Annotated in this window: 21 protein-coding genes; 2 read left to right on the forward strand and 19 right to left on the reverse strand. The window is 64.7% G+C overall.

Annotated features, from left to right (window positions below):
• Positions 1-3 precede the first annotated feature (3 nt).
• Positions 4-402, forward strand: coding sequence for an acyl-CoA thioesterase (locus tag D7S89_RS10175; RefSeq protein WP_121277548.1), 399 nt, complete (start codon positions 4-6; stop codon positions 400-402).
• A gap of 51 nt (positions 403-453) precedes the next feature.
• On the opposite strand, the gene D7S89_RS10180 is transcribed toward D7S89_RS10175, so the two are convergent.
• Together D7S89_RS10180 and D7S89_RS10185 are read right to left on the reverse strand one after the other, a co-directional pair.
• Positions 454-3,558, reverse strand: coding sequence for a sensor domain-containing protein (locus tag D7S89_RS10180; protein ID WP_121277549.1), 3,105 nt, complete (start codon positions 3,556-3,558; stop codon positions 454-456).
• Positions 3,559-3,813: 255 nt separating this feature from the next.
• A complete protein-coding gene (locus tag D7S89_RS10185; RefSeq protein WP_121277550.1) occupies positions 3,814-4,290 on the reverse strand; it encodes a nitrate reductase associated protein in 477 nt (158 codons plus the stop codon).
• A gap of 154 nt (positions 4,291-4,444) precedes the next feature.
• On the opposite strand from D7S89_RS10185, the gene fdhD reads away from it, so the two are divergent.
• Complete coding sequence (gene fdhD, locus D7S89_RS10190; protein WP_425470783.1) at positions 4,445-5,260, forward strand: formate dehydrogenase accessory sulfurtransferase FdhD; 816 nt, start codon at positions 4,445-4,447, stop codon at positions 5,258-5,260.
• A gap of 46 nt (positions 5,261-5,306) precedes the next feature.
• Here the strand turns inward: fdhD and D7S89_RS10195 are convergent, their stop codons facing one another.
• From D7S89_RS10195 to D7S89_RS10275, 17 genes are all read right to left on the reverse strand, one after another.
• Positions 5,307-6,074, reverse strand: a complete 768-nt coding sequence (locus tag D7S89_RS10195) for an enoyl-CoA hydratase (RefSeq protein WP_121277552.1) — start codon at positions 6,072-6,074, stop codon at positions 5,307-5,309.
• Between the two features lie 103 nt (positions 6,075-6,177).
• Positions 6,178-7,377, reverse strand: a complete 1,200-nt coding sequence (locus D7S89_RS10200; protein WP_121277553.1) for an acetyl-CoA C-acyltransferase — start codon at positions 7,375-7,377, stop codon at positions 6,178-6,180.
• A 29-nt stretch (positions 7,378-7,406) separates the two neighbouring features.
• Positions 7,407-9,845 carry a 3-hydroxyacyl-CoA dehydrogenase/enoyl-CoA hydratase family protein gene (locus tag D7S89_RS10205; protein WP_121277554.1) on the reverse strand — a complete coding sequence of 813 codons (2,439 nt, stop codon included), beginning with the start codon at positions 9,843-9,845 and terminating at the stop codon, positions 7,407-7,409.
• A gap of 143 nt (positions 9,846-9,988) precedes the next feature.
• Entirely contained in the window at positions 9,989-11,776 is a 1,788-nt protein-coding gene (locus tag D7S89_RS10210) for an acyl-CoA dehydrogenase C-terminal domain-containing protein (protein WP_121277555.1), read from the reverse strand.
• Positions 11,777-11,847: 71 nt separating this feature from the next.
• On the reverse strand, positions 11,848-12,447 hold the full coding sequence (locus D7S89_RS10215) for a TetR/AcrR family transcriptional regulator (protein WP_121277905.1): 600 nt from the start codon (positions 12,445-12,447) through the stop codon (positions 11,848-11,850).
• Positions 12,448-12,654: 207 nt separating this feature from the next.
• Entirely contained in the window at positions 12,655-13,896 is a 1,242-nt protein-coding gene (locus tag D7S89_RS10220) for a phospholipase D-like domain-containing protein (RefSeq protein WP_121277556.1), read from the reverse strand.
• Positions 13,893-14,369 carry a dihydroneopterin triphosphate diphosphatase gene (gene nudB, locus D7S89_RS10225; RefSeq protein WP_121277557.1) on the reverse strand — a complete coding sequence of 159 codons (477 nt, stop codon included), beginning with the start codon at positions 14,367-14,369 and terminating at the stop codon, positions 13,893-13,895. Before nudB ends, D7S89_RS10220 begins: the two co-directional genes overlap by 4 nt.
• Positions 14,370-14,516: 147 nt before the next feature.
• Positions 14,517-16,319 carry an aspartate--tRNA ligase gene (gene aspS / locus D7S89_RS10230; RefSeq protein WP_121277558.1) on the reverse strand — a complete coding sequence of 601 codons (1,803 nt, stop codon included), beginning with the start codon at positions 16,317-16,319 and terminating at the stop codon, positions 14,517-14,519.
• A gap of 62 nt (positions 16,320-16,381) precedes the next feature.
• Positions 16,382-17,029, reverse strand: coding sequence for a DUF502 domain-containing protein (locus D7S89_RS10235; RefSeq protein WP_121277559.1), 648 nt, complete (start codon positions 17,027-17,029; stop codon positions 16,382-16,384).
• Between the two features lie 147 nt (positions 17,030-17,176).
• Positions 17,177-17,509 (reverse strand): FmdB family zinc ribbon protein, encoded by a 333-nt coding sequence (locus tag D7S89_RS10240; protein ID WP_121277560.1) that lies wholly within the window; start codon positions 17,507-17,509, stop codon positions 17,177-17,179.
• A 162-nt stretch (positions 17,510-17,671) separates the two neighbouring features.
• Positions 17,672-18,328, reverse strand: a complete 657-nt coding sequence (locus D7S89_RS10245; protein WP_121277906.1) for a methyltransferase domain-containing protein — start codon at positions 18,326-18,328, stop codon at positions 17,672-17,674.
• A gap of 44 nt (positions 18,329-18,372) precedes the next feature.
• The gene (gene ubiB / locus D7S89_RS10250; protein WP_121277561.1) at positions 18,373-19,950 is read right to left on the reverse strand and encodes a ubiquinone biosynthesis regulatory protein kinase UbiB; all 1,578 of its coding nucleotides are present in this window, start codon (positions 19,948-19,950) and stop codon (positions 18,373-18,375) included.
• Positions 19,951-19,965: 15 nt separating this feature from the next.
• The gene (locus tag D7S89_RS10255) at positions 19,966-20,589 is read right to left on the reverse strand and encodes a ubiquinone biosynthesis accessory factor UbiJ (RefSeq protein WP_121277562.1); all 624 of its coding nucleotides are present in this window, start codon (positions 20,587-20,589) and stop codon (positions 19,966-19,968) included.
• Between the two features lie 106 nt (positions 20,590-20,695).
• Positions 20,696-21,676, reverse strand: a complete 981-nt coding sequence (locus D7S89_RS10260) for a Tim44 domain-containing protein (protein WP_121277563.1) — start codon at positions 21,674-21,676, stop codon at positions 20,696-20,698.
• 36 nt (positions 21,677-21,712) lie between these two features.
• Positions 21,713-22,444 (reverse strand): bifunctional demethylmenaquinone methyltransferase/2-methoxy-6-polyprenyl-1,4-benzoquinol methylase UbiE, encoded by a 732-nt coding sequence (gene ubiE, locus D7S89_RS10265; RefSeq protein WP_121277564.1) that lies wholly within the window; start codon positions 22,442-22,444, stop codon positions 21,713-21,715.
• A gap of 72 nt (positions 22,445-22,516) precedes the next feature.
• Positions 22,517-22,930 (reverse strand): gamma-butyrobetaine hydroxylase family protein, encoded by a 414-nt coding sequence (locus D7S89_RS10270; protein WP_121277907.1) that lies wholly within the window; start codon positions 22,928-22,930, stop codon positions 22,517-22,519.
• A 39-nt stretch (positions 22,931-22,969) separates the two neighbouring features.
• Positions 22,970-23,398: an HIT family protein gene (locus D7S89_RS10275; RefSeq protein WP_121277565.1), complete on the reverse strand. Its 429-nt coding sequence runs from the start codon at positions 23,396-23,398 to the stop codon at positions 22,970-22,972.
• Positions 23,399-23,429: the final 31 nt, after the last annotated feature.

The following is a 23,429-nucleotide window of genomic DNA, read 5'->3' on the forward strand; positions in this document are numbered from 1 at the left end:
CCCATGAGCGTTTCCCTTTCCTCGCTTCCGCAGAAGAGCTGCGCGCTGCGCGTCGTGCCGCAACCGGCCGATGCGAACGTGCACGGCGACGTGTTCGGCGGCTGGATCATGGCGCAGGTCGATATCGCGGGCTCGATCCCCGCGAGCCGCCGCGCCAACGGCCGTGTCGCGACCGTCGCGGTCAATTCGTTCCTCTTCAAGGAGCCCGTGTTCGTGGGCGACCTGCTGAGCTTCTACGCCGACATCGTGAAGACGGGCAACACGTCGATCACGGTATCGGTCGAAGTGTTCGCGCAGCGCATGAGCCTGGCCGAAGAAGTCGTGAAGGTGACCGAGGCGACCCTGACCTACGTCGCCACCGATCAGGATCGCAAGCCGCGCAAGTTGCCCGCCCTCGCGTAAGCCGCTCGTGCCGCGCCGGGTACCCGGCGCTTTTGCCGGGCAGTCCGGGCGTTATGCGGCCACGCGCTCGCGCTGCAGCAGCCCGGCGATGGCCTCGTGCGACATCGGCCGCGCAAAGAAGTAACCCTGCATTTCGTTGCAGGCGCGCTCCTTGAGAAAGTCGAGCTGGGCGGCCGTCTCGACACCCTCGGCGATCACCTGCAATTGCAGCGAATGCGCGAGCGCGATGATGGCCGACGTAATCGTCTCGTCGTCGCTCGACGCGCCGATGTCCGAGACGAACGAGCGGTCGATCTTGAGCCGGTCGACCGGGAAGCGCTTCAGGTAGCTGAGGCTCGAATAGCCGGTGCCGAAGTCGTCGATCGCGAGGCCGATGCCGAGCGCGTGCAGCTCGTTGAGCATGACGACGGCCTCCTCGGCATTGCGCATGATCGTGCTCTCGGTCAGCTCGAGTTCGAGGTAGCGCGGCTCGAGCCCCGTTTCCTCGAGAATCGCCGTCACGAGCTTGGCGATGTCGCGCTGCTGGAACTGCCGCGCCGACAGATTCACCGATACCCGCGCAGGCGGCAGCCCTTCGTCCTGCCAGGCCTTGTTCTGACGACATGCCTCGCGCAGCACCCATTCGGAAAGCGGCCCGATGAGCCCGCTCTCCTCGGCTACCGGAATGAACGCCGACGGCGGCACGAGCCCTACCTCCGGGTCGAGCCAGCGCACGAGCGCCTCCATCCCGACGATCTTGCCCGACTCGATGTCGACCTGCGGCTGGTAGTGCAGCAGGAACTCACCGTCGCGTAGCGCGCGCCGCAGACGCCGCTCGAGATTGAGCCGCGCCCCGACGCTCGTGTTCATCTCGGGTTGATAAAACTGGAACGTGTTGCGGCCCATGTCCTTCGCGCGATACATCGCGAGATCGGACTTCTTCAGCAACGTTTCGACATCCTCACCATCTTGTGGGAACAGGCTCGCGCCCATGCTGCAGCCGACGTAGAGCTCGGTGCCATCGAGCCACACGGGCTCGGAGATGGCCGCGCGCACGCGCTCCATCCACTGGATCAGCGAGGCCTGATCGACCACGCCCGTCAGCACGATCACGAACTCGTCGCCGCCGTGCCGCGCCACCGTGTCGCTCGCCCGCGCGCTGCGCGCGAGCCGCTCGCCGACGACGCGCAGCAGGCGATCGCCGACGCTGTGCCCCAGACTGTCGTTGACGTTCTTGAAGCCGTCGAGGTCGACGAACACGACGGCCAGCGGCGCACCGCGGGCAATCGCGTGCTCGAGCCGCTCGCGCAGCAGGTTGCGGTTCGGCAGCCGCGTCAGAGCGTCGTAGTTGGCCTGGTATTCGAGCTGCTCCTGGTAGCGGATCAGATCGGTGACTTCGTTGATGACGCCGATGTGATGCGTGATCTTGCCATCGGGGTCCGGCACCGGCGCGATGAGCAGCTGGTTCCAGAACAGCGCGCCGTCCTTGCGGTAGTTGCGCAGCACCGCGCTGACCTCGCGGTTCGCGGCCAGCCCTTCGCGAATCGCCACGAGGCCTTCCTGATCGCGATCGTCGCGCTGCAGGAAGCGGCAATCATGGCCGATCACCTCGACCGGTTCGTAACCCGTGATGCGCTTGAATGCGGGGTTCGCGTATTCGATCAGATGGCCCGTCTCGGCGGGGCCCGTGATCAGGATCGCGTTCACGCTCGCGTCGAGCGCGCGGCTTTGCAAGCGCAGCGCGAGATCCGAACGCTTGCGCTCGGTCACGTCCATGTACGAGCCGAGCACGCCGATGACGGTCCCATCGCTGTTCGTGAGCGGGATCTTGCTCGTCACGCCGGCGCGATGCGTCCCGTCGATCGTCACATCGAACTCGTAGTTCATCTTCGGCACGCCCGTCGCGATGACTTCCTCGTCCGCCTGCTTGAGCGTCTTGGCCAGCGTCTTCCACGGCATGTCCTCGTCGCGCTTGCCGATCACCTGCTCGGTATAGGCGAGCCCCGCATCGCGTGCGAATGCCATGTTGCAGCCGAGGTAGCGCGATTCGCGGTCTTTCCAGAAGATGCGCTGCGGAATGTTGTCGATGACGGTCTCGAGCATCTGCGCCGAGCGTTGCGCCTCGGCTTCGGCTTTGATCTGATCGGTCACGTCGTCGGCGAGCACGAACATCGCCGGGCGCCCCATGAACGTGAGCCGATGATTCGAAATGTCGGCGCTCAATTGCGTGCCGTCGCGACGCTGGTGCCGCCACACGCCGGCCATCACGCGGCCGCGCCGCGGCGCCGCAACCATGCGCACGAGATACGACTCGAGACGCCCGATCTCCTCATGCGGGCGGATCTCGCGGATCGTCATCGACAGGAAGTCGCTCTCGCTGTAGCCGTACTGTTCGACGGCCGCCGCGTTCACGGCGAGAAAACGCAGCGTCTCGCGATCGTAGATCCACATCGGCACGGGATGCGCGTCGAACAGCTCGCGAAACCGCTCGTCGCTGCGCCGCATCGCGCGCGCCACACGGATCTTCGCGCGCGCAGCACTCTCGCGCACGCCGAACGTGTAGATCAACATGCCGCAGCCGGCCACCATCGTCGCGATCAGCAGCAGGGTTGCAAGCCGCGTCGAATGCGCGGATGCCGCAAGCGAGGCGTCGAGCGACGCATCCTCCCGCTGGCGCAACGTCGCCAAGGCGCTGTCGACGCCGTCGAGCGCCGAACCGATGCGCGTGTAGGCGGACGCGGCCCATGCGCGCGAGAGCGCCGACTGCGCCGCGTCGTCGCCAGGCTGCGCCGCGCGTTCCAGCGCGGTCTGCGTCTCGCGCTCGACGTGCTGCGACAACGCGAACAACGCCTCGAGCTGCGCGCTGATCTGCGCGTCGTCGGTCAGCTCGCCGCGCAGCTGCGCCTTGATGCGCGCAAGCTTGGCCTCGTGCTCGGCGCCGAACGTGCCTTCGACCAGCGTGCCCGCGGCTTCGAAACGGCCCAGTGCGGCCAGCCCATTGCCGAGCGTGGCACGGTAAGCGTCGAGATCGCGCTTGACGGTCATGGAGCGCAGCGTGCTGACGTTGGTCGCGCGCTCGCTGCGGATTTGCGAGTAAGCGACGAACGCATTGGCGCCGACCGCCGCCGCCACGACTGCGAGGTTGATCAGCAGCCGTTTCGAAAAAAGAGAGGTCATGGAATCCGAAGCTGTTGGAGCCGGGGGCTGCGCGATGTCGTTATAAGCGCCCCCGGTCCCAAATCGTGCATCGGTCCGACGAGGAGGCAATACGGCTCGTTGGATGAGCCTATGTCGCGCCAACTTCTGGATAACGGCACGCCGGGCACCGGCTTAAGGGGTCGGTGCCGAAAAAATCAGCGACAGCGCCGCAGTCTTGCTCGACGGCCGGAGACGGCGTCACCGCACGGATATGACGAATTGCTTACGAATCGATTAAGGCGCGAGCCCGAATTCACGCATGGCCGGAACGAAGTCGTGGCTGGCTTCGGGCTTGCGCGACAGTTTCGTCAGAACATAGCGCTTGAACGGATCGAGCTGCGCCCAGCGCTGGACGCTCGGCGTGGGCAGGTCGGCCAGGCTGCAATGGCGGGCGAGGCCGTCGGGCACGGCGGCCGTGTTGCGCCAGGCCGGCTCGGCCTCGGGCGTAAACCAGTCGGGCTCGACGTTCGCGTGCGTGCGCATCATTTCGAACAAGGCGTGATCGAAGTTCGGTTCGATCGCGGTATCGTCGTCCACCGGAAAGCGCGCGAGCAGCACACGATCGGCATGCGGCAGGACTTGCCATTGCGCGAGCGAGATGCGCAGGCCGAAGCGATCGAGATTGAAACGCACCGACATTGGCATGTAGGTGAGGTCTTCGCTGGAAACAACTTCGAAATCGAATAACAGCGGCGCTTCGTGCAGTCCCATGATTGGCGTCCCCTCACGCATATCGGCATACGATGCGGCCAGATACGGCACGCGTTGTTTGCTTCGGGTATTTTAGAACCTTATTCGACGCGCATTAGGGCCTGTTCATGCCGACAAGAGGCCCACGCAAGAAGGAGCAACCTTGAACGACTCGTTGGACCCTGCCGAACAACCCGGCTTCGTCGAGCAAAAAGTACACCGGCATCGCGGCGCCGCGGTTGATGCCATCGTCGACAGCATCGGGCAGGAGTGGCCCGTCGCGCTCGTGTTCAACGGCATTTCGCACGCGGTCATGATGTGCACGCCGCGCGAGCTCGAAGCGTTCGCGGTCGGCTTTGCGATCTCCGAGGGCATCGTCGAGCGTGGCAGCGACATTCACGACATCGAAGTCGCGCTGCACTGCGATGCGGCCATCCCCTATGCGCGGGTCGAGCTCACCGTCGTGCAGCAGGCCTTCGCCGCGCTCAAGGACAAGCGCCGCGCACTGGCGGGTCGTACGGGCTGCGGCGTATGCGGGATCGAAAGCATCGATGCGCTCGACCTGGCGCCGCAACGCGTGCCCGACACCGGCTTTCTCGGGCGCCTGGCACCCGATGCGCTCGCGCGGGCGGCCCGCGAGCTGCCCGCGCATCAAGCGCTTACGCAGCGCACGGGCGGCCTGCATGCCGCGGCATGGTGTACCGCGGACGGTGCCATCCTGCACGCGTTCGAAGACGTCGGCCGCCACAACGCGCTCGACAAGCTGATTGGCCAGCTCGTGCTCGCGCGCGCCGACACGACCAACGGCTTCGTCTTCCTGTCGAGCCGCGCAAGCTACGAGCTCGTGCGCAAATCGGCGCGTGTGGACATTCCGATGGTCGCGACGATCTCGGCACCGTCCTCGCTGGCCATCGCGATTGCGCGCGAGGCCGGCATCCGGCTCGTCAGCTTCTGCCGTGAGGCGGGCTACGTCGACTACGGCACCGCTTGATGCGAGCGATACGAGCACGACGGCGCCGCTTCGCCCGCCGCCGCGCTCAATCGAACTGCCGGAAGTCGGGCTTGCGCTTCTGAAAGAACGCCATCATTGCCTCACGCGCTTCGGGCGCCAGCAGCATCTGGCTGAAGTGCACGACTTCCTCCTTCATGCGCTCGGCGATTGCCTGCTCATGTGCGCGCTTCATCAGCGACTTCGATACGCGCAGCGACGACGCCGGCAGTGCCGCAAGCTTGACCGCTTGCGCGAACGCGAACGCATCGACATCGGCAGCCGGCAGCAACCGGTTCACGATACCCATGCGATGCGCCTCCTGCGCGTCGAACGCCTCGCCAAGCAGCAGCTTCTCGGCCGCGAGCTGATAGCCGGCAATGTTCGGCAGCAGCAGGCTCGAGGCCGCTTCGGGGCACAGGCCGAGCTGCGTGAACGGCAGCGAGAAGGTCGCCGACTCCGCCGCATAGACGAGATCGCAATGCAGCAGCAGTGTCGTGCCGATGCCGACGGCCACCCCGCTCACCGCCGCCACGATCGGCTTTTGCGCGCTGCTGATCTGCCGCAGGAATTGCAGCACGGGCGCGTTTTCGTCCTTCGGCGGCGACTTCATGAAATCTTCGAGATCATTGCCGGCGCTGAACACGCCTTCGGTGCCGCGAAACAGAATCGCGCGCACGCGGGTGTCCTCTTGCGCTTCAGCCAGCGCGTCGGCCATCGTCTGATACATCGCGGCCGTGATCGCGTTCTTCTTGCCGGGCCGATTGAAAGCGATCGTCATCACGCCTTCGTCGGCGCGTTCAACCAAAATGTCCATTGCTCACTCCTCGCACTGTGAAACCCTGAATGGAAAAACGGTTCGCGGGCCTTGAGGAAATGCCCCAAGACCCGCGAACCGTCGTCACTGCGTTACTGCCCGATTACAAGCGTTCGATGATGCCCGCTGCACCCATGCCGGTGCCGACGCACATCGTCACCATGCCGTACTTCAGGTTGCGACGGCGCAGCGCGTGCACGACCGTCGCCGCGCGGATCGCACCGGTCGCGCCGAGCGGGTGGCCCAACGCGATCGCGCCGCCCATCGGGTTGACCTTGGCCGGATCGAGGCCCAGATCGCGGATCACGGCCAGCGACTGCGCCGCGAACGCTTCGTTGAGCTCGAACCAGTCGATGTCGTCCTGCTTCAGGCCCGCGGCCTTCAGCGCAGCCGGAATCGCTTCCTTCGGGCCGATACCCATCACTTCGGGCGGCACGCCGCGCACGGCAAAGCTGACGAAGCGCGCCAGCGGCGTGAGGTTGTATTGCTTGAGCACCTTCTCCGACACGACGATCAGCGCACCGGCGCCGTCCGACGTCTGCGAGCTGTTGCCGGCCGTCACCGAGCCCTTGTTCGCGAACACGGGGCGCAGCTTGCCGAGGCCTTCGACCGACGTGTCCTGGCGCGGACCTTCGTCGAGCGACACTTCACGCTGCTTGACCTTGACCTCGCCGGTGGCGAGATCGGGGAAGCGCTCGGTGATCATGAACGGCGCGATCTCGTCCTTGAACTCGCCCGCTTGCTGCGCAGCGATCGCCTTCTGGTGCGATTCGAACGAGAAGCGATCCTGGTCCTCACGGCTCACCTTCCAGCGCTCGGCCACACGTTCGGCCGTCAGGCCCATGCCGTAGGCGATGCCGAAATTCTCGTCGCGTTCGAAGATAGCCGGCGGCATCGACGGCGTGTTGCCCATCATCGGCACCATGCTCATCGATTCGCAGCCGCCCGCGATCATCGCATCGGCTTCACCGACGCGGATCCGATCGGCCGCCATCGCGAGGGCGGTCACGCCCGACGCGCAGAAACGGTTCACCGTCACGCCACCCACCGACTGCGGCAGACCGGCGACGAGCGCGCTGATACGCGCCACGTTCAGGCCTTGCTCGCCTTCGGGAATCGCGCAGCCGATGATCGCGTCTTCGATGACCTTCGTATCGAGACCCGGCACCTGTGCAACCGCTGCCTTGATCGCGTGAACGAGCAGCTCGTCCGGGCGCGTGTTCTTGAACATGCCGCGCGGCGCCTTGCCGATCGGCGTACGGCTCGCGGCGACGATATATGCGTCTTGCAATTGTTTGCTCATTTGCAGCTCCTTGTCCTCACCGCGTTCGTTCAGTTGCGCACCGGCTTGCCGGTCTGCAGCATGCCCATGATCCGCTCCTGCGTCTTTTGCGTGCCGAGCAGATCGACGAACGCACGGCGCTCGAGCGTGAGCAGCCATTCTTCATCGACGAGGCTGCCCGCTTCGACATCGCCGCCGCAGACCGCTTCCGCGATACGCGACGCGATGAGGAAATCGTGCGCGCTGATGAAGTTGCCGTCGCGCATGTTCACGAGCTGGGCCTTGATCGTCGAGATCGCCGAGCGGCCTGCCACCGGAACGCCCTTCGCGGGCAGCGGCGGACGATAGCCGGCCGCGGTCAGTGCACGCGCTTCCTTCTTCGCCGTGTCGAGCAGCTCGAAGACGTTGAAGACGATCGTGTCCGACGGCTTCAGGTAGCCCATCGCACGCGCTTCGAGCGCCGAAGCCGACACCTTTGCCATCGCCGCGTTCTCGAACGACTTGGTCAGGAACTTGAGCATGTCGCCATTCGATGCGCCGACTTGAGCGGCCGCGTCAGCTGCGCGCAGCGCCGCTTCCTTGAGGCCGCCACCGGCCGGCACGAGGCCCACGCCGACTTCGACGAGCCCGATATAGCTCTCGATGTGCGCCACACGCTTGGCGCTTTGCAGCAGCAGCTCGCAACCGCCGCCGAGCGCGATGCCCGAGATGGCCGCCACGACGGGCACGCTCGCGTACTTCACGCGCAGCATGCTTTGCTGGAACTTCTTCACGAACGGCTCGATGCCCTTGGCACCGCCCATCATGAACGCGGGCATCGCTTCTTCGAGGTTCGCACCGGCGGAGAACGGGCCGCCCGGCGTGCCGAGCTTCAGCGACGTCGGTTGCCAAACCACCACGCCCTTGTAGTCCTTCTCGGCCAGCTCGATCGCCTGCACGAGGCCGTCGAGCACGCTCGGTCCGATCGTGTTCATCTTGCTCTTGAACGAGACGATGACGACGTCGTCCTCGCCCGCGCGATCGTCGACCCATGCACGCACCACATCGGTCTCGAACAGCGTCTTGCCGTAGGTCTTCGGATCGATGCCCGTCTCGCCGACGAGCGGCGCACGGAACACCTGCTTGTCGTAGACCGCGAGCTTCGAACGCGGCGCGAACGTCTTCGTAGCCGGCGACCACGAGCCTTCGTTCGTATGCACGCCGCCCTTCTCGGCGACGGTGCTCTCGAACACCCACGAGGGCAGCGGTGCGCTCGAGAGTGCCTTGCCTGCCGCGATGTCTTCCTGCACCCACTCGGCAATCTGCTTCCAGCCCGCCGCTTGCCAACCCTCGAACGGACCTTCGTTCCAGCCGAAGCCCCAGCGGATCGCCAGGTCGACGTCGCGCGCGTTATCGGCGATCGACTCCAGATGCACGCCGATGTAATGGAACACGTCGCGGAAGATGGCCCACAGGAATTGGGCTTGCGGATGCTCCGATTCGCGCAGCAGCTTCAGGCGCTCGGCGGCCGGACGCTTGAGGATGCGGCCGATGAGCTCGTCGGCCTTGGCGCCGCCCTCGACGTACTGACCCGCCTTCGGATCGAGCACCTTGATCGTCTTGCCTTCCTTCTTGTAGAAGCCGGCCCCCGACTTCTGGCCCAGCGCGCCTTGCTTCACGAGCTCGGCGAGCACGGCCGGCGTCTCGTACACGGGGAAGAACGGATCGTCCGTCAGGTTGTCCTGCATCGTCTTGATGACGTGCGCCATCGTGTCGAGGCCGACCACGTCCGCCGTGCGGAACGTCGCCGACTTGGCGCGACCGAGGCGCGAGCCCGTCAGATCGTCGACTTCGTCGAAGCGCAGACCGAACTTGGCCGCTTCGGCCATCACCGCGAGGATCGAGAAGATACCGACGCGGTTGGCGATGAAGTTCGGCGTGTCCTTCGCGCGCACGACGCCCTTGCCGACGACGCTCGTGAGGAACGTCTCGAGATCGTCGATGATCTGCGGCCGCGTGTGCGAGGTCGGGATCAGCTCGACCAGATGCATATAGCGCGGCGGGTTGAAGAAGTGCACGCCGCAGAAGCGCGCCTTCAGCTCATCCGAGAATCCTTCGGACAACTTGGTAATCGACAGACCCGACGTGTTCGTCGCGAAGATCGCGTGCGGCGCGAGGTGCGGCGACACCTTCTTGTACAGGTCGTGCTTCCAGTCCATCCGCTCGGCGATCGCCTCGATCACGAGATCGCATTCGGCGAGCCGCGCGATGTCGTCTTCATAGTTGGCGGGCTCGACGTAGCGTGCGTCGTCCTTCACGCCGAACGGTGCCGGCGACAGCTTCTTGAGGTTGTCGATCGCCTTCAACGCGATCGCGTTCTTCGGGCCTTCCTTGGCCGGCAGATCGAACAGCAGCACCGGCACCTTGGCGTTGATCAGGTGCGCCGCGATCTGCGCGCCCATCACGCCGGCGCCGAGCACGGCCACCTTGCGAATGATCAGATTGCTCACGTCTATCTCCCTCGGAGTCATTCAGTTCGCTTGCTCGATGCACGCGCTTTCGCGCAAGAGGCGGAAACGCGGGTCGAGCTGCGGAAAACTTACGAAAAGCGCGCCACGTCATCGATCGACATGGCGCACAGTCAGCGCGTCGCTTAGAACAGCGCTTCCTCGATCTCCATCAACGACTTCGCGCCGGCACGCGCCTGGCGGATCGTCGCAGCCGTCTCGGGCAGCAGCTTCGCGAAGTAGAAGCGCGCGGTCGCGAGCTTGGACTTGTAGAACGGATCACCCGAGGCTTGCTTGTCGAGCGCGATGCGTGCCATGCGGGCCCAGAAGTACGAGAACACGAGGTGACCGACGGTGCGCAGATACGGCACGGCGGCAGCGCCGACTTCGTCCTGGTTCTGCATCGCCTTCATGCCGATTTCCATCGTGAGCTTCTGCACCTTGTCACCGATATCGGCGAGCGGGTTGACGAACTCCTGCATCTCGGGCTTCACGCCTTCGGCTTCGACGAAGTCGGTCACGAGCTTGCCGAACTTGCGCAGCTTCGCGCCCATGTCGGCGAGCACCTTGCGGCCGAGCAGGTCGAGCGACTGCACGGCGTTCGTGCCTTCATAGATCATGTTGATACGCGCATCGCGCACGTATTGCTCCATGCCCCACTCGGCGATGAAGCCGTGGCCGCCGAACACCTGCATCGCGTGGTTCGTGCATTCGAACGCGTTGTCCGACAGGAACGCCTTCAGGATCGGCGTAAGCAGCGCGACGAGATCGGCCGCTTCCTTGCGCACCGCTTCGTCGCCGTGCGACAGTTCTTTGTCGATCTGCATCGCGGACCAGTACGAGAACGCGCGTGCACCTTCTGCGTAGGCCTTTTGCGTCAGCAGGATGCGGCGCACGTCCGGGTGCACGATGATCGGGTCGGCTGCCTTCTCGGGCGCCTTCGGACCCGTCAGCGAGCGCATCTGCAGACGCTCTTTCGCGTAGACGAGCGAGTTCTGATAAGCGACTTCGGTGAGGCCCAGGCTTTGCATGCCGACGCCCAGGCGCGCCGCGTTCATCATCACGAACATCGCCTGCAGGCCGCGGTTCGGCTCGCCGACGAGCCAGCCCTTCGCGTTGTCGAGGTTCATCACGCAGGTGGAGTTCGCGTGGATGCCCATCTTGTGCTCGATCGAGCCGCACTTGATGCCGTTGCGCTCGCCCGGCTCGCCTGCTTCCGTCGGGATGAACTTCGGCACGACGAACAGCGAGATGCCCTTCGTTCCCGGGGGCGCATCGGGCAGACGCGCGAGCACGAGATGGATGATGTTCTCGGAGAGGTCGTGTTCGCCGCTCGAGATGAAGATCTTCGTGCCGGTGATCGCGAACGAGCCGTCGACGTTGGGCTCGGCCTTCGTGCGCAGGATGCCGAGGTCCGTGCCGCAGTGCGGCTCGGTCAGGCACATCGTGCCGGTCCAGACGCCGGCCACGAGCTTGGGCAGGTAGATGCGCTGCTGCTCGGGCGTGCCGTGTGCGTGCAGGCACTCGTAGGCGCCATGCGACAGGCCCGGGTACATCGTCCAGGCCTGGTTCGCCGAGTTCAGCATTTCATACAGCGCGTTGTTGACGAACGCGGGCAGCCCCTGGCCGCCGTACTCGGGATCGCAGCCGAGTGCGGGCCAGCCCGCCTCGACGTACTGTTGATACGCTTCCTTGAAACCCTTCGGAGTCCGAACTACACCGTCACCTTCGTAGGTGCAGCCTTCGCGGTCGCCGCTCTGGTTCAGCGGGAACAACACCTCGGAGCAGAACTTGCCGGCTTCCTCGAGCACCTGATTGATCGTGTCGGCGTCGAGATCCGCATGCTTGGGCATGCCCTTGACTTCGGCTTCGACGTTGAGCAACTCGTGCAGCACGAATTGCATGTCGCGCAGCGGCGCGGCGTACTGACCCATGACTCTCTCTCCCAAAGGATTGCAGCAATAAGCTCGGCCGCTTCGCGGGTCGATGCGCCTGAGGCGTCCCGCTAACGGCTTTCGCTTTGATACGAAACGATCGTTTTTTCCAGCGCGGCCCACGTGAGGCGCACCGCATCGGGCAGATGCAGGAAGCGCGCGTCGTGATGCAGACCGAGCGTGAAGCTGTACAGTTCGAAAAGCATGAGGTTCGGATCGGTATCGGAACGCAGATGCCCTTCTTCCACGGCTTGCGAAATGGCACGCAACAACGCGGCCCGCCAGGTCGTCACGCTGCGTACGAGTTGCTCGCGCACGGGGTTGTCCCCGCGATCGTCGTACTCGACGGCGCCGCTGATGTAGATGCATCCCGTCATCACTTCCTGGATGCGTCGCTCGATCCAGCGGCTCAACATCGCACGCAGGCGCGGCAATCCGCGCGGCTCGCGCAGGCTCGGGAAGAACACCTCCTCCTCGAACCGACGGTGGTATTCGCGCACGACCTCGACTTGCAAGTCCTCGCGCGATCCGAAGTGCGCAAAAACGCCGCTCTTGCTCATCTGCATCCGCTCGGCCAGAAGACCGATCGTCAGACCTTCGAGCCCATCCCGGCTCGCCAGATCCAGCGCTGCTTCGAGAATTGCGGCGCGCGTTTGTTCACCTTTTCGCATGGCCTTCATACCGTTCTTATAGCTTTGCTTGGGACCGCAGTCAGTGCTCTGCTTAGAGCCGGAGGACTGGCTGTAGTCGACACCGAATCAAAAAATAGAACGGCCGTACTATTATTGAGCGCGACCGTCCTTGAAACAAGGACTTTATTAGAAAGCCGTATCTAACCTCAGCAGGCTTTCGCCGACTGTCGGCGCCGGCCTCGGACATCAATCGTAACCGCCCACCGTGATCAGTTTCATCGCGGCCCGATAGGCCGTGTAGGCGAACCAGTTCACGAGCCGCTCGACGAGCGGCCGCGCCGCGTAGCGGTCGACGTCGACGGGGCGCGCCTCGGCAAACGCCGCCAGCATCGCCCCGCGCAGTTGGGCAATCTCCGGGTGCTGCACGAGCACGACGTTGGCTTCGTTGTTGAGCACGAGACTCAGCGCGTCGAGGTTGGATGAGCCGACGGTCGCCCAGTTGGAATCGACGACGGCCACCTTGCCGTGCAGCATCGTCTTCTCGTACTCGGCGATGCGCACGCCGGCCGTCAACAGCGTGCCGTACAGATAGCGCACGGCGTGATCGAGCGCGGGAAACTCCTTGCGGCCGATCAGCAGCCGCACGTCGACACCACGGCGCGCGGCCCGCACGAGCGCGCGTCGCAGCCTGCGGCCGGGCATGAAATAAGGATTCGCCAGAAGAATCTCTTGGCGGGCACGGCCGATCGCGACGAGATAGGCCTTCTCGATCGCACGCCGGTTGACGACGTTGTCGCGCGCGACGAACGCCACGCTCGGCCGGCTCAATGCCCGCACCTGCGCGCGCCGCCACGAAGCTGGCGACATCGATGGCAGAGCGCGCTCGCGCAACATCTCGAGCGGATGCGGCCGATGGCCCAGCGCAATGCGCTGCCATTGCGCGTCGAACACTGCACTCACCTGCGCAACACTCGGGCCGGTCAGCTTGAGCGCGAAATCCCAGGCGGGATGCGCGAGCGGCTCGCCGTCGCGGTCGAAATCGTCGGCGATGTTGATCCCGCCGCAAAACGCCTCGCGCCCATCGACGAGCGCGAGCTTGCGATGCGTGCGCGAGAAGCCGAAGCGGCCGAACAAGTGAGGGTTGTAGATGCGGTGCTCGATGGCGGCAGCCAGCCACTCGTCGAACAACGACAGACGCCCTGTGCCGATGCCGTCGGTGATGACGCGCACCTGCACGCCGCGCCTGGCTGCGCGTTGAAGCGCATCGGAGACAAGCCGCCCGGCACCGTCGTCGCGAAAAATATAGGTTTCGAGCGCGACGTGCTCGCGTGCCGAGTCGATCGATTCGATCAGCGCTGCGAAATAATCGGCGCCTGTGCTGAACAGGCGGACGTCGTTATCGACGGTGAAAGCCAGCCGTGTCGCACGCCTGCGCGACACCAGGGCGGCGCCGAGCCGTGCAATGCGGCGCGCACCGCGTCGGCTCATGCGCGAGACGCTCGTAAGCGGCGTGGCAGTTGCAGGATCGCGTCGCGGTTCGACCATGAGAAGCACTGCGCAGCCGCTTGCTCATAGGGCAGCCATTGGTAGGCCGTATGCTCGCGCGGCGCCAGCGTGACCGCCAACCGATACGGCACCTCGAGCCCGAACCAATGCTCGACGTTGCGCGTGACGCCCTCGGCATACCGGTGGCGCCACACGGGGTAGATCTCGTACTCGATCTGCTCGCGCCAGTCGATCAGCGCGTGCACCGGGACGAGTTCGCTGCCGATCGCGATGCCCGTCTCCTCACCCACCTCGCGCGCGGCTGTCTCGACGAGCGGTTCGTCCAGACGATCTTTCGAGCCTGTCACCGATTGCCAAAACCCGGGCCGATCGGCGCGCTCGATGATGAGCACCTCGAGCTCGGGGGTATAGATGACGACGAGAACGGACTCGGGAATCTTGGGCGGCTTTTGCATGGCGTCAAGGCGCAGCGCATGGCGTAGCGCGCTGCACCATTCGAGGAAAGCGGTTATCGACTTTAGTACACGACAAGAAAAAAGGCGCGTGCGCGCCTTTTTCCTGATTTCCCGCCCGCGGCATGCGCCGCGAGCCTCGGTTCTCGCTTACGCCTTCGGCTGCTCGGGCTGACGCAGACGAATGTGCAACTCGCGCATCTGGCGCTCGTCGACTGCGCTCGGCGCCTGCGTAAGCAGACACTGCGCGCGTTGCGTCTTCGGGAACGCGATCACGTCGCGAATCGAGTCGGCACCGGCCATCATCGTGACGATACGGTCGAGGCCGAACGCGATACCACCATGCGGCGGCGCGCCGTATTGCAGCGCGTCGAGCAGGAAGCCGAACTTCGCACGCGCCTCCTCCGGCCCGATCTTCAGCGCGCGGAACACCTTGCTTTGCACGTCCTCCTGATAGATCCGCACCGACCCCCCGCCGATTTCCCAGCCGTTCAGCACCATGTCGTACGCCTTCGCCAGGCAGCGGCCCGGGTCGGTTTCGAGGTACTCGAGGTGTTCGTCCTTCGGGCTCGTGAACGGATGGTGCGCGGCCACGTAGCGGTTCTCTTCCTCGTCGTACTCGAACATCGGGAAGTCGACGACCCACAGCGGCTTCCAGCCTTGCTCGACGAGGCCGTTGGCCTTGCCGAACTCCGAGTGGCCGATCTTCAGGCGCAGTGCGCCGAGGCTATCGTTGACGACCTTCAGGCGATCAGCGGCGAAGAAGATGATGTCGCCGTCTTGCGCACCGGTGCGCTCGAGGATCGCCGCGATCGCGGCATCATGCAGGTTCTTGACGATCGGGCTTTGCAGACCGTCACGGCCCTTCGCGACTTCGTTGACCTTGATCCACGCGAGGCCCTTCGCGCCGTAGATGCGCACGAACTCGGTGTAGCCGTCGATGTCGCCACGCGTGAGCTCGCCGCCCTTGGGCACGCGCAGCGCTGCCACGCGCCCGTCCTTCGAGTTGGCCGGCGTGCTGAACACCTTGAACTCGACGTCCTTCATCGCGTCGGTGAGCTCGGTGAATTCGAGCTTCACGCGCAGATCGGGCTTGTCCGAGCCGAAGCGCGCCATCGCTTCCGAGTACGGCATGATCGGGAACGTTTCGTCGAGCGCGACGCCGATCGTCTCGTTGAAGACGTGGCGGATCATCTTCTCGAACAGATCGCGAATTTCCTGCTCGCTGAGGAACGAGGTTTCGCAGTCGATCTGCGTGAATTCGGGCTGACGGTCGGCGCGCAGGTCTTCGTCGCGGAAGCACTTGACGATCTGGTAGTAGCGATCGAAGTTCGCCACCATCAGCAATTGCTTGAACAGCTGCGGCGATTGCGGCAGCGCGAAGAACTGGCCGGCGTTCACGCGCGACGGCACCAGGTAGTCGCGCGCGCCTTCCGGCGTGCTCTTCGTGAGCATCGGCGTTTCGATGTCGATGAAGCCTTGCGCGTCGAGGTACTTGCGCACCTCGATCGCCACGCGATAGCGCAGACGCAGGTTGTGCTGCATTTGCGGACGGCGCAGGTCGAGCACGCGGTGCGTGAGGCGCGTCGTTTCCGACAGGTTGTCGTCGTCGAGCTGGAACGGCGGCGTGACCGATGCGTTGAGCACCGTCAGCTCGTGGCACAGCACTTCGATCTTGCCGCTCACCAGACCCGCGTTGGCGGTGCCCTCGGGACGGTTGCGCACGACGCCGACCACCCGCACGCAAAACTCGTTGCGCACACCTTCGGCAACCTTGAACATCTCGGCGCGGTCGGGGTCGCACACGACCTGAACGAGACCTTCGCGATCGCGCAAGTCGATGAAGATGACGCCGCCGTGATCGCGACGGCGATGCACCCAGCCGCACAGCGAGACGGTTTGGCCCAGCAGGTGTTCGGTCACCAGACCGCAGTATTCAGATCTCATCGACATGGTTTTCGTCTATCGTTTGCATGAATTGGGCGAAGCGCGCGGCACGAGCCGGCGCTGCACCATTAAAGGGGCGGCTCGACGGGACGGCGCGTCGGCGCGGCTGCGGGAGCCGCGGGCGCGACCACGCCCATCGAGACGATGTACTTGAGCGCCGCATCGACGGTCATATCGAGCTCGATGACCTCGCTCCGGGGCACCATCAGGAAAAAGCCCGACGTGGGGTTTGGCGTTGTCGGCACATACACGCTCACGTACTCGTCCTTCAGGTGATTGACCACATCGCCGCCCGGAATGCCGGTCAGAAACGCGATCGTATAGGAACCCCGACGCGGATATTCGATCAGGAGCGCCTTGCGGAACGCATTGCCGCTGCTCGAGAGCAGCGTATCGGATACTTGCTTGACGCTCGTATAGATCGGCCCCACCACCGGAATGTGACGCAGGATCGCATCCCACCACGTCACGAGCTTCTGGCCGATGAAGTTCTGCGTGAACAGGCCGACGATAAAAATGAACGCGAGCGTCAGCAGCGCCCCGATGCCGGGCAGATGAAACCCGAACAACTTCTCCGGTTGCCACGATCCAGGCAGCAGCAACAAGGTCTGGTCCATCGTGCCGATGATGAGCCCCAGCACCCACAGCGTGATCGCCAAGGGCACCAGGACCAGCAAACCGGTCAAGAACACGGATTTGAGCGTCGTCTTTTTCATGTGTACCGCCAGAGAACCGCAGGGAAAATCGGCACGGCCTGCGCGCTGCCGCAGAAGGCGGCAACTTGCGACGGCGCCCGGGTCGAGGTGTCGATCGATCGTGTCGCGAGCGACTCGTCCCGACGCCTCCGATGTCCCGGATGTCCGTTAAGCGTCGGTGGTGCTGGACGCCTTCGGGGCCGAGCTCGAATCGGCCGCAGGCGCACTGGCGCTGGCCGTCGAGGAAGCGGCGTCGGTCGAATTATTCGTCTTCCCGGCGACGGCACCGCCGGCCGCCGACGTACCGGCGCCGTTCGAGCCACCGCGAAAATCGGTGACATACCAGCCAGAACCCTTCAGTTGGAAACCGGCGGCCGTCACTTGTTTGCGGAACGTGTCTTTCGCGCATTCCGGGCACTGCGACAGCGGTGCATCGCTCATCTTCTGGAGCACGTCCTTCTCAAAGCCGCACGATTCGCAACGGTAGGCGTAGATCGGCATGATTCTCTTCCCGACAATTTCCGACAAAAAAACGGTTGAACGCTTGCAAAGCGTTGAATTATAGCCGCATTCGGCGCCCGCCCGAACGGTTGGACGCGGCGCCGTGCGCGCTGCAGATGGAGGCGGCCGGGCGCGAAATCAAGATCGCGGCCGGCGGAGCCGTCAGCGCCGCCGCCAGGTCAGCCAGCGCTCACGGCCGGCGAAGACGGCGAGCGAGTCGCTGACGGGCTCGTCCTCGACGAGATCGAAATACGGCGTCAGCCACGCATCGAGCTCGCTGCGCTCGATGCCGAACGGCGGCCCCTTCGGCGTGGCCCCCAAAAAGAAGAAGCCCGCCAGCATCCCGCCCGGCCTCAAAAGCTGCGCCATACGCGCGGCATACTGCGGCCAGCGCGCCGGCGGCAGTGCGCACATGAACGCCCGCTCATAGATCCAACCGGGCTCGAAAGGCGGCTGATAGCCAAAGAAATCCGCTTGCTCGACGAGCGCCGCGTGCTCGCCGAGCTGCGAGCGCGCTTGCGCGACGGCATTCGCGGAGAAATCGATCGCGCGGACGGTCCAGCCGGCCTGCGCGAGCCACCGCGCTTCGTGAGCGCTGCCGCAGCCCGGAATCAGCACGGGGCACGGTGCGTGACGCATCGCAAATGCACCAAACGCCTCGGGCACGCCGGCCCGGTCCCACGGCATGAACCCTTTGCCGAATCGCTCGTCCCAGAACTCGGCGGTATCGGGGTCGCGCGTATCGAAAGCCGGCGCGTTGGCATCGGCCGATGCAGCCTTCGGGGCGTCGGGTGCTGACGGGCGTTGTGGCGAATTCATCGTGGCCTCCTGATCGTGCGCGTGGAATCGATCGACATCGCTCGTCACGCGCCGTACGCCAGGACGAGCCAGAAGCGCGCCACCACGGCACCGACGCCGGCAGCGACGCCGAACAGCAGCAGCGCCTGCAACAGACGGTTCGTCCGCTTCTGCTCGATCAGCAGCATACGCATGGTCTCGTCGTGGTGCGCGCGCCCGGCGTCATGACGCTCGGCCAGCACATGGTGCACGAGACGCGGCAGCTGCGGCAGCGTCTTGCTCCATTGCGGCGCCTCGACCTTGAGCCGTTCATACCAGCCGCGCAGCCCGATCTGCTCGTTCATCCAGCGCTCGAGATACGGTTTGGCCGTCTTCCACAGGTCGAGCTCGGGATCGAGCGAGCGGCCGAGCCCTTCGACGTTGAGCATCGTCTTTTGCAGCAGCACGAGTTGCGGCTGGATCTCGACGTTGAAGCGCCGCGACGTGGAAAAGAGCCGCAGCAGCACTTGCCCGAGCGAGATGTCCTTCAGCGCGCGATCGAAATACGGCTCACAGACGGCGCGAATCGCGCTTTCGAGCTCCTCGACGCGCGTGTTCTGCGGCACCCAGCCCGATTCCAGGTGCAGCGTGGCGACGCGATGGTAATCACGCTTGAAAAAGGCGAGGAAGTTCTGCGCGAGGTAGTTCTTGTCGAAGTCCGACAGCGCGCCGATGATGCCGAAATCGAGCGCGATATAGCGCCCGAAATGTGAGGGATCAAGGCTCACCTGAATATTGCCGGGGTGCATGTCCGCGTGGAAGAAGCCATCGCGGAACACCTGGGTGAAGAAAATCTCGACCCCTTCGCGCGCGAGCTTGGGGATGTCGACGCCCGCCTCGCGCAGCATCTCGACCTGGCTGATCGGCACCCCCACCATGCGCTCCATGACGAGCACGTTCTGCGTACAGAACTCCCAGTACATTTCCGGCACGAGCAACAGGTCGAGCCCGGCAAAATTGCGCCGCAGCTGGCTGCCGTTCGCGGCCTCGCGCATCAGATCGAGTTCGTCGTGCAGATATTTGTCGAATTCGGCGACGACCTCGCGCGGCTTCAAGCGCTTGCCGTCGGCCCACAGGCGCTCGGCCCAGACGGCCAGATCGCGCAACAGTGCCAGATCGGAATCGATGACGGGCAGCATGTTGGGCCGCAATACCTTGATCGCAACAGGCTTGCCCGCGTGCTGGCCGGCCTTGACCTTCGCGAAGTGCACCTGCGCGATCGAGGCGCTCGCGATGGGCACGCGCTCGAATTCGTCGAACAGTTCGTCGACGCGGGCGCCCAGCGATTTTTCGATGATGTCGATGGCCACCTTTGAATCGAACGGCGGGACCTGATCCTGCAGCTTGGCCAGTTCTGTGGCAACGTCGACCGACAGCAGATCGCGACGCGTCGACAGCACCTGGCCGAACTTCACGAAGATCGGCCCGAGGCTTTCGAGCGCGAGCCGCAGCCGCACCGCGGGTGGCGCCTTGAAACGGCGGCCGATCGTGCCGATGCGCAGCAGCACGCGCACGCGGCGATCGTTGATGCGGCTCAGCATCATCTCGTCGAGGCCGAACCGGATGACGGTAAAAACGATTTTGATAAAACGCAGAAAACGCATGAGCGGGTCCGTGGGCTAACGCATGCCGCGCGGCGCCTTACCGCGACTCTCGGCTTGTTGCTCGAGGCGCTCGAAGCGCTTTTCGACTCGTGCGAGCGCATCGCGCGCTCGCGCCAGTTCGGCATTGAAGACATCGAGCGATGCGCGTCGCACGAGCTGCGGATTCTCGTCGAGCAGGTACTCCGCTACCGAATCGCGCACGTTACGTCCGGCGCGCGCCGCGTGCCCGCCGGCCGCACGCACGAAGGTCGCAATGCGATGCGCGGGAGCGTCGCCGATCAGCTTCGCGAGATCCTCTTCCGGCTCCCATCGCAAATGCTCGGCAAGCTTCGCGAGCTGTGTCGCGAATTCAGCGTCGCCCTCGATCTTCACGTGCTTCATCACCGCCGCCTGCCCACCTTGCAGAAACGACGGCAATGCGTCGGCAGGCACGGCGATCGACACGTCGACCAGCGACGCTTGCGTTTCGTCGACGGCGGACAAATAGCCGTCGGGCTGAACCGCCAGTGTCAGCGATACCGATGAAAAGACGAACCGGGCCGTCTTGCCCGCGTACGGCGCGAGACGCTCGCGGGCCCAGGCTTCGCGGGCGAGCAGATGATTGACGGCGGCAGCAAAGGGCTTGGTGGCGAAGGTCATTAGCGCGGCATGAAAAAACCCGCGCAGGCGAAAACCTGCGCGGGCCACTATTGTAACGTCCGATCGCGTGTGGCCGAGCCAGGCCACACGGCCTATGACGATGTGCTCAGTTCGGCGCGACCTGCTCGATACCGGCAAGCAGCCAGCCTTCGCTCGTGCCGGCCACCTTCGTCAGGTTCCAGACTTCCGCGAACAGCTCGGCCGCCCCGCCTGCCGTTTCGCGGATCAGGCCCGAAAAGCGCACGCTCGCGAAATACTCGCTGCCGCGGTCCTCGAGCGCAAGCAGTGCGGCATCGAGCCGCACGACGTCGGTCTGGTTGCGCTCGTCGGCGCGCGAGTCCATGTCGACCTTCAATTCGGCGAACATCTCGGGCGTCGTGAATTCGCGCAAGTCGGCCAGATTGCGGTCGTCCCAGGCCGTTTGCAGACGCACGAAGTTGACCTTGGCATGGTGCAGGAACGCATCCGCGTCGAAGCCGGCCGGCACCGCAGGCGCGGCAGCGGCAGCGGCAGCAGGCGGCGTAGCATCGTAAGCCGGTTGCGACGGCGCTTGATAGGGGTCGATGCCCGGTGCACTGCGCAGTGCACCGGCGCCTGCCGCGCCGTAAGCCGGCGTGGCGTCACGGCGACGGCTGCCCATGATCTTGCGCACGAGCCAAATGCCGACCATCGCTAGCAGCGCGACGACGATCACGTTCGCCATGGCGCTCGCGAATGCCCCACCGAGACCGAAATGCGACAGCAGCGCCGCAATGCCGAGGCCCGCCGCGAGCCCGGCCAGCGGCCCGAGCCAGCGCGAGCGGGCGCTCGGCGCAGCCGGCGTGGGCTGAGCCGCGGGCGCCGTTTGCGCGCGTTGCGCGGGCTGAGCCGTGGATTGTTGCAGAGACTGTTGAGCAGGCGGTGTGGCGGGCTTTTGCAGCGACTGCGATTGGCGCCCGATCGTGCGGCCGCCCCCCATCCGCCTGGCCTCGGCATCGAGCGAAGCCACGGTGCCCGCCGCGATCAAAGCGGCCACCGCCAGCAGCCGGATTCGCTTCGCCGAAAACACAGAAAGCTGTTTGGAAGAAATGCAGAGCGAATCGGCCATAGATGAATCTCCTACGAAAACAATGAGTTAGGAACGCTAATACTTTGTTCCGACGTGTAAGGCTACCACGCCAGCTGACAAATTGTAATATTTGACGGCATCCAAGCCGGCTTGTTCCATCATTGTTTTCAGCGTTTCCTGGTCGGGATGCATGCGGATCGACTCGGCCAGGTAGCGATAACTGTCGGCGTCGCTCGCGAACTTGCTGCCGAGCCACGGCAGCACCTTGAACGAATAGACGTCGTAGGCCTTCTTGAGCGGCTCCCAAACCTTCGAGAACTCGAGCACGAGCAGGCGCCCGCCCGGCTTGAGCACGCGCCGCATCTCGGCCAGCGCCACATCCTTGTGCGTCATGTTGCGCAGGCCGAAGGCCACCGTCACGACGTCGAAGTAATGGTCGGGAAACGGAATCTTCTCGGCATCGCACAGCAGCGCCGGCGTGATCACGCCACGGTCGAGCAGCCGATCGCGGCCCACGCGCAGCATCGATTCGTTGATGTCGGTATGCCAGACCTCGCCCGTCGGCCCGGCCTGCTTCGCGAACGCCTTGGAGAGGTCACCCGTGCCGCCGGCGATATCGAGGCACTTGTAGCCGGGACGCACGTTCGCCTGCGCGATCGTGAACTGCTTCCACACCCGGTGCAGCCCGCCCGACATCAGATCGTTCATCAAGTCGTAGTTGGTCGCGACCGAATGGAACACGCCCGCCACCTTCTTCGCCTTGTCCTTCTCGTCGACGGACTCGAAACCAAAGTGGGTCTTGCTCATCGCGTTTATCCTCCGCGTATTCTCAAAATGATTGCGCCCGGCGGGCAGGACGCCAGGCGGCTCGCGATCGTATCAGTGACAGTGCCCGCGCGGGGCACCGGGTGCGCCCATCGGCGCATCGCGGTCGACGCCGGCGGCGGCCAACCGGTCGAGATACTCGCGCCACAGCGCGTCCTGGCGCGTCGCGAAGTCGTACAGCAGGTCCCACGAGTAGATGCCGGTATTGTGGCCATCGGAGAACGTCGGCTGGATCGCGTAGTTGCCAACGCCTTCGATCGAAACGATCGTCACGTCGCGCTTGCCTGTCTGCAGCGTCTCCTGTCCCGGTCCATGGCCGCGCACCTCGGCCGACGGCGAAAACACGCGCAACAACTCGAACGGCACGCGATAGCTCGCGCCGTCGGCATATTGGAGTTCGAGCACGCGCGATTTGGCGTGCACGACAACGCCCGTCGGAACGGGCGTGTCGGGGTTCAGTCCACTCATGACTTCCTCGGAATGCAACAGTAGCCGGGCCGGCCCGGCTCAGGCGAATGCCCGGGTGATCTGCTCGCGTACGGCGTCGCCGAGCAACGTCGCCTGCGCACGCCGTGACGCCAGCAGCACCTCCGAGACGGCGCGCTGCCGCGGCGCCCAGACGGGCAGCGGAAAATGCGCGTCGTTCGTGAAGCGCGGAATCACGTGCCAGTGCACATGCGGCACCTGATTGCCGAGGCTCGCGAGGTTCACCTTCGCAGGCTTCAGCACGGTCCGTATCGCCCGCTCGACCGCGTACACCGCCAGCATCACGCGGTGGCGCTCGACGGGCTCGAGGTCCGAAAACTCGGCGACATGCTCGTTCCAGATCACGCGGCAAAAGCCCGGATAGTCGTGCTCGTCGGCCAGGACGACGCGCAATGCATCGTCCTGCCACAGCACGACACCGCCTTCCTCACGGCAGAATACACAGTCCATCGTCGCCCTCTAGCGCTAGATATACGTCGGT

This window comes from Trinickia fusca (assembly GCF_003628145.1).
In the GTDB taxonomy this organism is placed as follows: Bacteria; Pseudomonadota; Gammaproteobacteria; order Burkholderiales; family Burkholderiaceae; genus Trinickia; species Trinickia fusca.

What these genes read in the sequence shown, in the direction of transcription:
- D7S89_RS10275 (WP_121277565.1), bottom strand. Translation starts at nt 23,398, where the DNA reads ATGGACTGTGTATTCTGCCGTGAGGAAGGCGGTGTCGTGCTGTGGCAG.
- D7S89_RS10245 (WP_121277906.1), bottom strand. Translation starts at nt 18,328, where the DNA reads ATGAATTCGCCACAACGCCCGTCAGCACCCGACGCCCCGAAGGCTGCA.
- D7S89_RS10215 (WP_121277905.1), bottom strand. Translation starts at nt 12,447, where the DNA reads ATGCGAAAAGGTGAACAAACGCGCGCCGCAATTCTCGAAGCAGCGCTG.
- D7S89_RS10175 (WP_121277548.1), top strand. Translation starts at nt 4, where the DNA reads ATGAGCGTTTCCCTTTCCTCGCTTCCGCAGAAGAGCTGCGCGCTGCGC.
- D7S89_RS10210 (WP_121277555.1), bottom strand. Translation starts at nt 11,776, where the DNA reads ATGGGTCAGTACGCCGCGCCGCTGCGCGACATGCAATTCGTGCTGCAC.
- nudB (WP_121277557.1), bottom strand. Translation starts at nt 14,369, where the DNA reads ATGCAAAAGCCGCCCAAGATTCCCGAGTCCGTTCTCGTCGTCATCTAT.
- aspS (WP_121277558.1), bottom strand. Translation starts at nt 16,319, where the DNA reads ATGTCGATGAGATCTGAATACTGCGGTCTGGTGACCGAACACCTGCTG.
- D7S89_RS10220 (WP_121277556.1), bottom strand. Translation starts at nt 13,896, where the DNA reads ATGAGCCGACGCGGTGCGCGCCGCATTGCACGGCTCGGCGCCGCCCTG.
- D7S89_RS10260 (WP_121277563.1), bottom strand. Translation starts at nt 21,676, where the DNA reads ATGGCCGATTCGCTCTGCATTTCTTCCAAACAGCTTTCTGTGTTTTCG.
- ubiB (WP_121277561.1), bottom strand. Translation starts at nt 19,950, where the DNA reads ATGCGTTTTCTGCGTTTTATCAAAATCGTTTTTACCGTCATCCGGTTC.
- D7S89_RS10185 (WP_121277550.1), bottom strand. Translation starts at nt 4,290, where the DNA reads ATGGGACTGCACGAAGCGCCGCTGTTATTCGATTTCGAAGTTGTTTCC.
- D7S89_RS10235 (WP_121277559.1), bottom strand. Translation starts at nt 17,029, where the DNA reads ATGAAAAAGACGACGCTCAAATCCGTGTTCTTGACCGGTTTGCTGGTC.
- ubiE (WP_121277564.1), bottom strand. Translation starts at nt 22,444, where the DNA reads ATGAGCAAGACCCACTTTGGTTTCGAGTCCGTCGACGAGAAGGACAAG.
- D7S89_RS10270 (WP_121277907.1), bottom strand. Translation starts at nt 22,930, where the DNA reads ATGAGTGGACTGAACCCCGACACGCCCGTTCCGACGGGCGTTGTCGTG.
- D7S89_RS10255 (WP_121277562.1), bottom strand. Translation starts at nt 20,589, where the DNA reads ATGACCTTCGCCACCAAGCCCTTTGCTGCCGCCGTCAATCATCTGCTC.
- D7S89_RS10240 (WP_121277560.1), bottom strand. Translation starts at nt 17,509, where the DNA reads ATGCCGATCTACGCCTACCGTTGCGAATCGTGCGGCTTTGAGAAGGAC.
- D7S89_RS10200 (WP_121277553.1), bottom strand. Translation starts at nt 7,377, where the DNA reads ATGAGCAAACAATTGCAAGACGCATATATCGTCGCCGCGAGCCGTACG.
- D7S89_RS10180 (WP_121277549.1), bottom strand. Translation starts at nt 3,558, where the DNA reads ATGACCTCTCTTTTTTCGAAACGGCTGCTGATCAACCTCGCAGTCGTG.
- D7S89_RS10195 (WP_121277552.1), bottom strand. Translation starts at nt 6,074, where the DNA reads ATGGACATTTTGGTTGAACGCGCCGACGAAGGCGTGATGACGATCGCT.